The 12783-nt window shown below is 39.9% G+C and carries 10 protein-coding genes and 1 pseudogene; 3 read left to right on the top strand and 8 right to left on the bottom strand.

The window, feature by feature from the left end; all coding sequences use genetic code 11:
- Window positions 1-403 precede the first annotated feature (403 nt).
- The 3 genes from ESY88_RS07820 to ESY88_RS07810 all read right to left on the bottom strand — a co-directional run bounded on the left by ESY88_RS07820 (window position 404) and on the right by ESY88_RS07810 (window position 3442).
- Window positions 404-1441 (bottom strand): aldo/keto reductase, encoded by a 1038-nt coding sequence (locus tag ESY88_RS07820; RefSeq protein WP_147086257.1) that lies wholly within the window; start codon window positions 1439-1441, stop codon window positions 404-406.
- A 79-nt stretch (window positions 1442-1520) separates the two neighbouring features.
- On the bottom strand, window positions 1521-2480 hold the full coding sequence (locus ESY88_RS07815) for an OmpA/MotB family protein (protein WP_147086154.1): 960 nt from the start codon (window positions 2478-2480) through the stop codon (window positions 1521-1523).
- 197 nt (window positions 2481-2677) lie between these two features.
- A complete protein-coding gene (locus tag ESY88_RS07810; protein WP_147086155.1) occupies window positions 2678-3442 on the bottom strand; it encodes an exodeoxyribonuclease III in 765 nt (254 codons plus the stop codon).
- A 232-nt stretch (window positions 3443-3674) separates the two neighbouring features.
- On the opposite strand from ESY88_RS07810, the gene ESY88_RS07805 reads away from it, so the two are divergent.
- The 3 genes from ESY88_RS07805 (at window position 3675) to ESY88_RS07795 (ending at window position 8511) form a co-directional block, all read left to right on the top strand.
- Window positions 3675-7085: a hypothetical protein gene (locus ESY88_RS07805; RefSeq protein ID WP_147086156.1), complete on the top strand. Its 3411-nt coding sequence runs from the start codon at window positions 3675-3677 to the stop codon at window positions 7083-7085.
- A 107-nt stretch (window positions 7086-7192) separates the two neighbouring features.
- Entirely contained in the window at window positions 7193-7771 is a 579-nt protein-coding gene (locus tag ESY88_RS07800; RefSeq protein WP_147086157.1) for a DUF3575 domain-containing protein, read from the top strand.
- Window positions 7772-7950: 179 nt separating this feature from the next.
- Window positions 7951-8511, top strand: coding sequence for a DUF3575 domain-containing protein (locus ESY88_RS07795; RefSeq protein WP_223270762.1), 561 nt, complete (start codon window positions 7951-7953; stop codon window positions 8509-8511).
- A 295-nt stretch (window positions 8512-8806) separates the two neighbouring features.
- Here the strand turns inward: ESY88_RS07795 and ESY88_RS07790 are convergent, their stop codons facing one another.
- The 5 genes and pseudogenes from ESY88_RS07790 to ESY88_RS07770 all read right to left on the bottom strand — a co-directional run bounded on the left by ESY88_RS07790 (window position 8807) and on the right by ESY88_RS07770 (window position 12777).
- Window positions 8807-10348, bottom strand: a complete 1542-nt coding sequence (locus ESY88_RS07790) for a glycine--tRNA ligase (RefSeq protein WP_147086158.1) — start codon at window positions 10346-10348, stop codon at window positions 8807-8809.
- A 304-nt stretch (window positions 10349-10652) separates the two neighbouring features.
- Window positions 10653-10832: a hypothetical protein gene (locus tag ESY88_RS21375; RefSeq protein WP_223270761.1), complete on the bottom strand. Its 180-nt coding sequence runs from the start codon at window positions 10830-10832 to the stop codon at window positions 10653-10655.
- 335 nt (window positions 10833-11167) lie between these two features.
- Window positions 11168-11401 (bottom strand): annotated as a pseudogene (locus ESY88_RS07780) (type II toxin-antitoxin system RelE/ParE family toxin); the annotation flags it as partial.
- Window positions 11402-11459: 58 nt separating this feature from the next.
- A complete protein-coding gene (locus ESY88_RS07775; RefSeq protein ID WP_147086159.1) occupies window positions 11460-11711 on the bottom strand; it encodes a type II toxin-antitoxin system ParD family antitoxin in 252 nt (83 codons plus the stop codon).
- Window positions 11712-11892: 181 nt separating this feature from the next.
- Window positions 11893-12777, bottom strand: a complete 885-nt coding sequence (locus ESY88_RS07770; protein ID WP_147086160.1) for a hypothetical protein — start codon at window positions 12775-12777, stop codon at window positions 11893-11895.
- Between the last annotated feature and the right edge of the window lie 6 nt (window positions 12778-12783).

Below are 12783 nucleotides of genomic sequence, written 5' to 3'. Positions count from 1 at the left end.
AGTTTCTAAAAACGTCCAGCTCACTTTATGTGGGTTGGACGTTTTCTTTTTTTTAAGCGTAAAATTTTGTTTTATAAAGTAAAAAGGGTTTTTGCTTGGTAATTCAAAACGTTTCACGAATTTTAGTTTGCAATATATTTTCGGAATGCGAATTGCACAGCCTTTAATTTCCTCAAAAATCGCACAACTATATGCTTTATTGCTGCGGAAAGGATTTATGTGTCTATGTGTTACAACTCTAATTTAGAATGGCAGAACGAAGCTGTTGCATCTTGAAATTGATTTTTCATCCTGAAGTATTTGGCAAGTATTGATGTGTTTTCCGCAAATAATCCCATTAAGCTGTGTTTGCCTTTTGTGGGTATTTTGAAAATCGAAGAATTGAAAAAAGAACTGAGATTCTCTAAGTCGCAGGATTGGGTTGCGCCTCATGGACTTCGTTGATGGCTCCAAGGATTTCTTCATTCAAATGGATGTCGATACTATCAATGTTTTCCGATAATTGTGCTGCAGAGGTGGCTCCAATAATGTTGCTGGTCAAAAAGGCTTGTTGATTCACAAAAGCCAAGGCCATTTGCGTCATGCTTAGGTTGTGGTCTTCAGCAATTTTGAGATAACATTTCGTCGCTTCCGTACAGTTTTGGCTGCTGTATCTTGAAAATCGTTCAAATAAATTGAGACGCGAATCTTTCGTGTCTTTTCCTTGAATGTATTTTCCGGTAAGTACGCCACAGGCCAATGGCGAGTAAGCCAGCAACCCTATATTTTCACGATAGGAAATTTCGGCTAAATCGCCTTCAAAAGTGCGGTTCAACAGCGAATACGGATTTTGAATCGTGATCATTTTGGGCAGCCCATGTGTTTTCGCTTCTTCCAAATAGCGCATCGTACCCCAAGCTTTTTCGTTTGAAATTCCTATCTCACGTATTTTCCCAGATTTAATGATGCCATCAAAAACTTGTAAAATCTCGTTGAAATTATCTTGCCAGCGCTCTTCCGCATCAATCTTATAATCCCGAACCCCGAAATAATTGGCATTGCGCTCTGGCCAATGCAATTGAAAGAGGTCAATATAATCGGTCTTAAGACGTTTCAGGCTCTGGTTTACTGCATCCTCAAGCGTTTCCTTGCAAAACCCCTTAGTCCTTATGTGCGCAGTATAATCGCCTGTGCCAGCGATTTTACTGGCTAATACCACTTTGTCTCGCTGTCCTGTTTTTTGAAACCAATTGCCAATAATCCGCTCAGTGTCTGCATAAGTACGCGCTCCTGCAGGCACCGGATACAATTCCGCAGTGTCAAAAAAGTTAACACCTCTATCCAGCGCTAAGTCCATTTGGGCAAAACCATCGTCTTGGGTGTTTTGATTGCCCCAAGTCATGGTGCCTAAACAGAGCTTACTCACTTTAATATTGGTGTTTGGTAAATTGGTATATATCATCTTCATTTCCCTGCAAATGGGCATCTTATGTTAGGTAAACTAATTCAAAAATTGAACTTTAAACACTGAACCTTGAATTTTAGAGTTCATTCAATAACTTAGAAATTTCGTCTAATTTTGGTGTTAAAATCACTTCAATACGTCTGTTTTTTGCTTTGCCTTCCGCAGAGTCATTGGTTGAAATGGGAGCATATTCCCCGCGTCCTGCTGCGGTAAGGTTTTCTGGACGAATCCCACCATTTTCCCTTAATATAGTGACGATGGCTGTGGCACGTTTGGTAGATAAATCCCAGTTTCCACTCAATTGGGTGTTGCCGTTGTAAGGCACATTATCGGTATGGCCCTCAATTAAAATCGCAATTTCTGGATTGTCGGCCAAGACTTCCCCCAATTGCTTGACCGCTTGTTTGCCTTTATTCCCCACGGCCCAACTGCCCGATTCAAAAAGCAGTTTGTTTTCCATGGAGACATAGACTTTTCCGTTGCGCTGCTCTACGGTCAAGCCTTTTCCCTCAAAATTGGTAAGCGCTTTGGAGAGTGCATTTTTCAACTTGGTCATTTGGGCATCTTTGGAGGAAATCACACTTTCCAACTCGGCAACACGCTGGGAACGCGCCTCAAGTTCTCTCTTTAAGGTCTCCAAACGATTGCCCTCAGCCGCTAAGGCTTGTTCCTTAGCTTCCAGTTTTGCTAGCAATTCACGGTTTTGGTCTGCATTTTTGGTAATGGCAGCAGAGCTATTTGCTTCTAAAGCATCATAAGACGCTTTTAGATTTTCGAGATTGGATTTTGCAGCGTCGTAATCACTTTGCAGTTGATTGCGCTTAGCTAAGGTTTCGTCGTACTCTTTTTGGAGTTTGGTCAAATCGGTTTCCAAAGTGGTTTTGGACTTCGATAGATTTGTGTTTTTATCGGCTAAAGCTCTGTTTTCCTTTTTGAGATTGGCGTATTTATCTTCCAAATCAGTATAAACTTTTTTGGAGACACATGATGTGGTCAAGAGTAATGTGAGTGCGATGAATGAAAGTTTTTTTATCATAATTGGATGTTGTAATGTTTGTTATTAAGATTTGTGTATAGAGCCATTAAATCGCGCTTCTAAGTCCACAAAGTGGACTGTACAAAACGTATTTAAACGTATCTAAACGGATTTTCACTGGTTTAGGATTTAGAGCTAATTTTGTTTTTATTTCAAAAATTATGTGACTGCGACTGCGACTGATTGCTGAAGCCTTCTTACATCTCCAGTTCCACCAAAATCGGACAGTGGTCACTATGCACCGCATCCGATAGGATAACGCTACGTTTTAGTTTTTCTTGTAAAGGCTCTGTAACTAATCCATAATCCAAACGCCAGCCTTTATTATTTGCTCTAGCATTCGCCCTATAGCTCCACCAAGTATAATTATGTGGTTCTTGGTTGAATTGCCTAAAGGAATCTATAAACCCATTCTCTAAAAAGCTGCCAATCCATTCACGCTCCACCGGTAGAAATCCAGAGGTGTTTTTGAGTCCCACAGGGTTGTGGATGTCAATCGCCTCGTGGCAAATGTTATAATCGCCACAGATGAGCAAATTGGGTAATTCGATTTTCAACTCATCAATATAGTCTTGAAATAAGGCCATATAGTCCAATTTATGGTCCAAGCGGGCATCATTGGTGCCAGAAGGCAAATACAAACTCATCACAGACACACCGTCAAAATCTGCTCTAATGTTTCGACCCTCAAAATCCATGGACGCGATGCCCGTGCCATATGCAACATGATTCGGTTTGATTTTACTCAAAATCGCCACGCCACTATAACCTTTCTTTTGGGCGCTAAACCAATAATTGTATTTGTAACCCGCTGCTTCAATCGCGTCGATCTCTACTTGATCTTCGTTGGCCTTGATTTCTTGGAGACAAACTACATCGGCATTGACAGATTGTAACCAATCAACCAAGCCTTTGCGCATGGCTGCTCGAATTCCGTTGACATTGTAAGAGATGATTTTCATGTGAATTGGTATTAAGTATTATAGGACAAAGTATTAAGATTGTCTCTAGTTCTGAAAAAGGTATTGACAACACAAATAGTGCGTAAGCAAAAGGCCGCTTTATGGATTTAAGCAATAAGCCTGAACCTCGAACTTTCCCAGCCAAAAATAAATAATACTGTACTTTTACACGTGATTTTTAAAGCAGTTTTAACGATAAAATAATTCTTGCTTTTACAAGTTTATATATTGAATGAGATTAGTGTTGTTTTTCATGAGTTTTATAGTGGCTAGCTCTGCATTTGCGCAAGAGCCAAGCAGTAATTATAGAACCCAAAAAATGGCGGCTCGTGATTCCATTCGGGTGGATTCGGTAAGTATAAATCCGTCCTGGTTTTTGTTGAAGCGCAAGGATGGTTCTTCAATAGACACTGCTTTTTACAAAATTGATTTTTCAAAAGCCCTGTTGACCTTTAAAAAACCGGTGGCAACCGATTCCGTTGAAATCGCTTATCTGCGCTACCCCGATTTTCTAACACGGAAGTATTTTTTGCTAGACGATAAGATCATCGTTAATAATACCAACGATCTCCAACGTTTGTACAAGCTCAACCAATCCAATCTTGAAAATGCCTTTACACCCTTTGATGGCTTGAGTACCTCCGGAAGCATCTCTCGTGGCGTGACCATTGGCAACAATCAAAACTCGGTACTCAACAGTGAATTGGATTTACAGATCTCAGGAAAACTAAGCGATAAGGTGTCCTTGCGGGCTTCCATACAAGATGCCAACATCCCCTTGCAGGAAAGCGGCTATTCCCAGCGTTTGGATGAGTTTGATCAAGTCTTTATTGAGCTGTTCAGCGACCGTTGGAACATTAGGGCCGGAGATATCGATTTGGTAAATAACGACAGTTATTTCGCCAGTTTTACCAAGCGGGTACAGGGTTTGCTGGTCAATGTGAACTTGGGCGACGAAGATGCCAAGACCAACATCTTCGCTTCGGGTGCCTTGGTGCGGGGTCAATTTACCACCAGTCAATTTATTGCTCAGGAAGGCAACCAAGGGCCTTACAAATTGCGCGGTCCCAATAACGAATTGTTTGTGCTCATCGTTTCAGGTAGTGAGACCGTGTATGTGAATGGCATTGCCTTAGAACGTGGCGAGAATGATGACTACATCATTGATTATAATGCGGGTGAGATTATTTTCAACGCCACGTATCCCATCACTTCAGAAATGCGCATCACCGTAGATTACCAATACAGTGAGCGCAATTACAGCCGATTTATTGTTTTTGGTGGAGGAAGCCATACGACTGAAAAATTTAAATTGGGTGTTTCAGTCTATTCGGAAACCGATGCCAAAAATCAACCGCTACAGCAAAACCTGTCTTCGGAACAAGTGGGCCTTTTGAGCGAGGCCGGTGATGACCAAGCTTTGATGGTCGCACCTTCCGCAGTGGAACAGGCTTTTAGTGAAAACCGCATTCTCTATACAAAGGAACTCATCAATGGCGCGGAAGCTTTGGTGTTCTCAAATAATCCGGAAGACCAATTGTTCAGCGTGAAATTCAGTTTGGTGGGTGACAATCAAGGCGATTATATCTTGATAAGCAATAATGCGGTGGAAAATATTTATGAGTATGTGGCAGCAATTGATGGCATTCCGCAGGGAAATTACGCGCCTATCGTTAAATTGATTGCGCCTGAAAAATTACAGGTCGCTGTTGTGAACGGACGCTATGCGCCTTCAGAAAAAACCGAACTCTATTTTGAACTGGTGGGTAGCAAGAACGACATCAATCTGTTTTCAAGCCTAGACGATGCCGATAACGATGGTTTTGCCGGGAAAATTGGCGTCAAGCAGAACATCATTCAAACCGATAGCTTATGGAATCTCAACGTCTATGCCGATGCAGATGTGATCCATGAGAATTTCAAGACCGTCCAGCGTTTGTATCGCGCAGAATTCGATCGGGATTGGAGCCTTGAGGATCCCTTGGGTAACCAAATGCTGCTTACCTCTGGAGCGGAACTGGTTCATCCTCAAAAAGGCATCGCGAATTATAAATTTGAACATCTCAATTATTCTGAAAATTTCAACGGGAATCGCCACAACCTCTTGGCGAATTTGTTCTTGAAACGCTGGAGCATCTATACCCATTCCAGTATTTTGAACAACAGTACCAGCCTTTCAAACACTAGGTTTCTAAGATCCTACAATCGGGTAACTTATAGCTTCAACAAACAATGGGTAGGCACAAAAATCGCTTTGGAGGACAATGAGCAACGAGAAAAGGAAACCGATTTATTGACCAATTTGAGCCAGCGGTTCCACTCTTACGAAGCTTTCACAGGTTATGGTGATAGCACTGGCGTTTTTGTGGAAGTGGGCTATAAATACCGTGTCAACGATAGTTTGCGGGCAAATCGTGTGGAGCGTGTCAACAAATCAAATACCTATTATCTGGACTCCAAATTGATTCAGAATCAAAATACCAATCTGGGCATTTACGTGAATTACCGGACTTTAAAAAGTGATGACCCTGCCTTTGAAGATGAGCGGTCCCTCAACTCCAGGCTTAATTACAACCAGCAACTCTTCAATAATGGCATTAGCTTCAACAGCATTTTTGAGACTAATTCTGGAAGTTTGGCACAGCAGGATTTTACTTATGTTGAGGTTGAGCCAGGGCAAGGCGCTTACACTTGGATTGATTACAATGACAATGGCATCCAGGAGCTCAATGAGTTTGAACTCGCCCAATTTGCAGACCAAGGCAGTTTTATAAGGGTCTTGTTGCCCAATCAGGTATTTGTGAAAACTCACCAAAATAGATTTAGCCAAACCTTGACCCTCAATCCACAGCAATGGAGCGAATCTGAAAATGCATGGCGAAAATCCCTATCCCATTTTTATAACCAAACCTCATTTTTGGTGGATCGCAAGAATAAGCGCGATGGCAATACTTTTGATTTGAATCCCTTTTCCTCAAATGATGACAACCAATTGGCACTCAACAAGAGCATTCGTAATGTGCTCTTTTACAACCGTGGGAAGCAACGTTACACCACGTCCTATACCTTTTTGAACAATAAAACCAGAAACGTGCTGTCTATAGGTTTTCAGCAGAACAATTTGCGAAGCCACCAATTGCAGTTCAACCATAAGTTTGCGACGAGTTGGTTGATGAATCTAAAATCGAGCGTTGAAAAGAACACTTCAGAAAGTGAAAATTTCTCCAGCCGAAATTACGAGTTGGAAGAGCTGCGATTACAGCCCAAATTATCCTATATTTTCAATGAAAATGCGCGCTTTGATATATTTTACCAATACACTTCAAAAGACAATGGCATTGGCGAGATGGAGCAATTGTTGCAAAATAACTACGGCATGTCTTTTACCTACAACAGCACCAACCAAGTGGCGCTAACGGGCGAAGTGAATTTCTTTAAAAACGAATTCACGGGCAATGCCAACACACCAGTATCCTATCAAATTCTTGAGGGTTTGCAACCGGGAAATAATTTTACTTGGAGCTTGTTGGCACAGAAAAAACTGACCCAGTTTCTCGATTTGAATCTCAATTACTTCGGAAGAAAAACAGAAACCTCAAAAACCATCCATACAGGAACCGTGCAGCTGAAGGCTTATTTCTAATTTTCAAAATAAAATTTTTTTGAAGCAACCTTTTCGCTATTATTGCATCTTCAAAAAGGTAGGTAAAGACTTACCAAAATTAAACATAACCTTAACTAAGCTATATTATGAAAAACCTCTGTTTAACGCTGTTACTCTGTGCGTCAATGGTTTCGTTCTCTCAGGAAACCGACACCGAATTGATTAAAAAAAGCGAGATCTCAACCAATCTTTTGGATTTGGTAATCGCAGGATCGCTAAATGTGAATTACGAACGCTTGTTCGAAAAAAACCAATCCCTTTTTGTTGGCGTTACCTTCTTTGATACCTTTGGTTATTACGATGCAGGTTATTTAGAAAAAACCACAGCGGTAAGTCTAAAAGCTGCCTATCTCATCTATTTTTCAAAAGAAAAACAACACGCGGGCTTTTTCTTTTACCCACAAGTGCGATTGAGAACAGGTGAGGTAACTGTTGACGATTATGGTTATTTTGACTATAATACGGATTCTTTTAATGAACAAGACTATACGTACGATGTGAGTGGTGTTTCAGCAGGTTTTGGGCTTGGGCACAAATGGATGTTCAACAATAAATTCACCTTGACCCTCAACGGAGAGATTGCCAGGAATCTTGGCAATGTGAATGACGAATACATCGATAATTTAGAAGCGCGTTTTGGAGTGATTTTGGGCTATAGATTTTAAGGATTTTAGTTTAGAGCATCAATATTGTACAATCAAGAACCAAGATTTTAGAATAACTAAGTGTTTTTCTCTTCACTTTGATATTTTTAATCTCTGGTTTTTGGTCTTTTTGTACTTATCAATTATAATGATGACAAAGTCATTGTCCCAAAAAAAACTCAAACTCAATTAACCTATTCATGAAAAAAATCTGTTTGTCTGTCATGCTCAGCTTAGCGCTCGTGACTTTAGCATTCGCTCAAAATGACTCCTTACAAGACCCTTATAAAAAGGACAATGAAATCAAAATCAATGCGCTTTTTCTTTTACTTGGGGCTATAGAGCCAAGTTATGAAAGAAATTTAAGCGAAAGCTCATCGGTTGGGATTTCAATGCTTATTACCTATGACCAAGAAAATTTCGATTCAGACCTAAATTACTACTTGTCGCCTTATTACCGTATGTTCTTCGGAAAAAAGCACGCTGCAGGTTTTTTCCTCGAAGGCTTCGGGATGGTAATATCTTATGATGAGAGACAGCGCTACTTTACAGGTAGCGAATTTGACCCAAGGCTTGTAATAGAGGAGAAAAATATCACCAACGTGGCGCTTGGCTTTGGTCTTGGTGGAAAATGGGTTACAAAAGATGGATTTGTCTTTGAACTTAATGCAGGTTTGGGTAGAAATTTAATCAATAATAGTGATTCGGATGTTAACCAACTAGTCGGAAAGTTGGGGTTTAATTGTGGCTACCGCTTTTAAGATTAAGTGTAATGTACAGGCTGTTGCTATTCGTTTTTGGAGGCAATCTGAAACAGATGCCGCCGGAAGGACATAAGATTAATGAATATTGTGACCTGAAAATTGATTTACTTATCTGATGTTTAAATTTTACCGAGATAACATTTAGCTTAAATCAATAGTTATTTTTTATTGAATATATTGAAGCGGTTATCCCCAAGACATAGGTGCTAGAACCTAACAAATAAAGAATCCCAAACAATTTAGTTTGGGATTCCTAATTTTTGTATAAAATGCCTGCGGCAGTAAAAATTGATTATGCCATCTTTTTTAACCAATGCTTCACATCCACTTCTTTTTTAATGATGCCAGTCAAATCTTCGATCTTGACGCGTTGTTGCTCCATCGAATCCCGATGACGAATGGTCACTGTATTGTCTTCTAAAGTATCGTGGTCAACCGTAATGCAAAATGGCGTTCCGTTGGCGTCTTGGCGTCGGTAGCGTCTGCCCACAGCATCTTTTTCGTCATAATCCACATTGAAATCCCATTTGAGATCTTCAAAGATTTGTTTGGCAATTTCTGGCAAACCATCTTTTTTAACCAGTGGTAAAATAGCTGCTTTCACAGGCGCTAACACGGCAGGTAATTTCAATACAGTTCTTGTGCTGCCATCTTCCAAAGTTTCGTCTTCCAAAGCGTTTGAAAAAATTGCTAAGAACATACGATCCAACCCAATCGAGGTTTCCAATACATAAGGCGTGTAGCTTGCATTTTCCTCATGGTCAAAATACTGTAGTTTTTTGCCAGAGTGTTTTTCATGCTGTTTCAAATCGAAATCGGTACGGGAGTGAATGCCTTCCAATTCCTTAAAGCCAAACGGAAATTTGAATTCGATATCGGTGGCCGCATCTGCATAATGTGCCAATTTTTCGTGAGCGTGAAAACGGTAATTCTCTTTGCCCAGACCAAGTGACAAATGCCACTTCATGCGGTGTTCCTTCCAATACTCAAACCACTCCATTTGAGTGCCTGGTTTGATGAAAAACTGCATTTCCATTTGTTCAAACTCACGCATTCTAAAAATGAATTGTCTTGCGACAATCTCGTTTCTAAAGGCTTTTCCGGTTTGGGCAATCCCAAAAGGAATTTTCATACGTCCTGATTTTTGAACGTTGGAAAAATTGACGAAAATACCCTGCGCAGTTTCCGGTCTCAAATAAAGATCCATCGCATGTTCTGCGGAAGCTCCCAATTTAGTGCCAAACATGAGGTTAAATTGTTTCACATCGGTCCAGTTGCGAGAGCCGGTCATGGGATCGGCAATTTCCAATTCCTCAATGAGCGCTTTTACATCGGTCAGGTCTTCATTAGATAAAGATTTGCCCAAACGTTTCAGTGTAGTTTCAATGTCTTCAGTATAACGAAGCACTCTGGGGTTGGTACTTACAAATTCTTCTTTATTGAAGGCATCTCCAAAGCGTTTTTCGGCCTTAGCGACTTCTTTGTCAATCTTGGCCTCAATCTTGGCGCAATAGTCTTCGACCAAAACATCGGCACGGTAGCGTTTTTTGGAGTCCTTATTGTCAATCAAGGGGTCGTTAAAAGCGTCCACGTGTCCGGAAGCCTTCCAAGTGGTGGGGTGCATAAAAATAGAGGCATCGATGCCCACAATATTGTCATGCATTTGCACCATGGCCTTCCACCAATAGTCACGTATGTTTTTCTTGAGCTCTGCTCCATTTTGCGCGTAATCATAAACTGCGCTTAAACCATCGTAGATTTCACTACTTTGAAAGACGTAACCATACTCCTTTGCGTGAGAGATTACTTTTTTGAATTGATCGTCGTTTGCCATGATGCAAAAATAAAAAACCGCTTCGATAAACGCGGCGGTTTTGGGGAAATTATGGAGTTGCGATTGGTTATTGTTTGTGAAATGAAAAGAAATACGTTTGAAAGCGATTTTTGTAAGGGATTTGATTGAAATTTAGGTTTAGATGCAAACCTTGGCATCAAATGCGATCTACGATGCCAAACCACTTCCAATGTTTTGCTTCAAAAATATAGTTTGGTTTTTGTCAAACATCCCTAAGGCCTTCTTGAATCCCTCCAAAGGGTTTTATTTCCCGAGGCTTGCCTCGAAACACAAAGCACATCTTTCAATTTATACCTTGTGGGTTTGCCCCGAGCTTATTGATTTCGGTTTTTTTCTTTGGAATCATTCTTGAAAGTGAACGAATTTTGAGTGATTCAAAATCGCTATCAAGCGCATCTCTGCGGTCAGTTCCTTTTTTTCCGTAAACGCTGTCTTTTATTTCTTTCCAACTTTTAGTTTCCATGGCCTTTGTATTTTATTCGTGACACACTTTCAGTAATCGGGTATCAATCTGGATACTATAAAATTATGTTGATGTCCAATTGAGCTATTCAACATGCTCAAGTTTGGCTTTTAAATACTCTGGATTTCAATGGGCATTAGCTCAATTCGGTATCTTTTGAGTCAAAAGATGTAAACGGACTTCCGCATCAAATGGACCTACTTCAAATCAACTTGTGCATTCCTCAATTTGCGATGATCCTAAAAAAACCCGAATAGGTGAAACGTAATTTTTGGAAAAGCTTCAATTTTAAGGGGACTCACAGCAATGGGTGTTTTCAAAGTTAATGCCTGGTTTTATTCCAATATTCTTAGTCTTAAATCCATGCTTTCATGTAAGATTCTAGTGACTTCAACAAAACTTTCGTTCACTGTTCTATAAAAAATGATAGGTCGATTTGATTTTATTCCAAGCAATTGTTTCGTTATTCCCTCATAGTTGTTTCCTAAATCGGGATGCTCTGCAATGTCTTGACATGATAAGATAAGTGCCTTGTAATAGTGGTCAGCTTGTTTTTCCGACCAAACTTCGAATGTATAATCTCAAATTCTTGATAAATCCTCAATAGCTTTATTCGTTAACTTGTATTCAGCCATTCGAGTGCTTTTTTGCTTTTAGAGATGCGAGATGTTTTTTTGGGTCGAAATCATGAGCTACCCCACTATCAATTCCTTCCTGAATCGCCATTTTCAATGCGATTACTTTACTTTCTTCTTCTTCTAAAAGGCGTAATCCGGCACGGATCACTTCGCTAACGTTTTTAAACCGTCCTTGTGTTATTCTATTTTGAACAAATTGGTCAAAATAATCCCCAAGCGATATGGATGTGTTTTTACTCATTTTTACTGTGTTTTCTCAAATGGATCTAAAATTGGTAATTATTGCAAATTCCGCATGAGGTAGAATAAGCAAAAACGTGAAGTTTTTATCGATTACTAAAGATAAAACGCTTATGATTAAGTATGTATGCTAAACTTTCTGAGCCCTAAGGATCTAAAGCGCGCTTTTGCATCAAATGGCGCTACTTCAAATCAACTTGTGCGTTCCCCAATTTGCGATGGTCCTGAAAAACCGAGATGTTGTAAGTGCCTTCCAAAAGGGGTTGCTCATTGTTTTCGGCCGCTACGTCAATACATAGCTCCAACACCTTATTGTTGTAGTAAACGGCTTCTTTTTGGCTGTAAATGAGCGAGTGCTGGCCGAATTTGACCACGCCTTTATCGGCGATGACATTATTTTTTGGGTTCAGGATTTGGATGTAGATGTTTTTTAAGCCTTTGGTGGTTAGAGCATTTTCAGCAAGCGTAAAACAAACGTTAAAACTATTCACTTGTTTCGCTTTGGTTGAGACCTTCCTGTTTCCGAAGATGTTTTGGAACCCATTGGCTTTAAAGGAATTTGCGGTCATTAAAGCGCCTTTTTCCAAAACCTTGCTCAAATTTTCATTCTTATTTTTTAAATATGAAATTGTATGGTTCTTTTGATCTAAGCTGCTGTATGCGAGTCGCTTTTCTTTTTCTAATTCTTCATTTTTTTGCTCTACGGAATCTAAACTGGCAAATAAAGACTTATTTTTAAATCTTAAATGGGAGAGTTGCTGTCTAAAGTTGGCGAGCGTACTTAAATCGCTGCGCAACATTTTGAGAGAATCCAATGTGGTCTTGGCTTTTGCTTTTGCAAGTGCCAAATTGGAAGCGATTAGATTATTTGAAAGGGAAACATCATCGTAGCGATCTATCATTTGAGATAATTCGCCTGCAATTAGGTTTTTTTCTTGTTCTATAAATTGCTGTTGCGCTGAAATGGATTGGTAACTCGTAAAACTAAATACGGTCAATACCGCAACTGCAATAATTAAAGAACCAATAATTAATCTGTAGTTAAAAAATTGAGGGTTAACTATCATTATTAA

It is taken from the genome of Subsaximicrobium wynnwilliamsii (assembly GCF_007997225.1).
Taxonomy (GTDB): domain Bacteria; phylum Bacteroidota; class Bacteroidia; order Flavobacteriales; family Flavobacteriaceae; genus Psychroserpens; species Psychroserpens wynnwilliamsii.
Note: the sequence above shows the minus strand (reverse complement) of the source record. Positions and strands in the feature narration are given on the sequence as shown.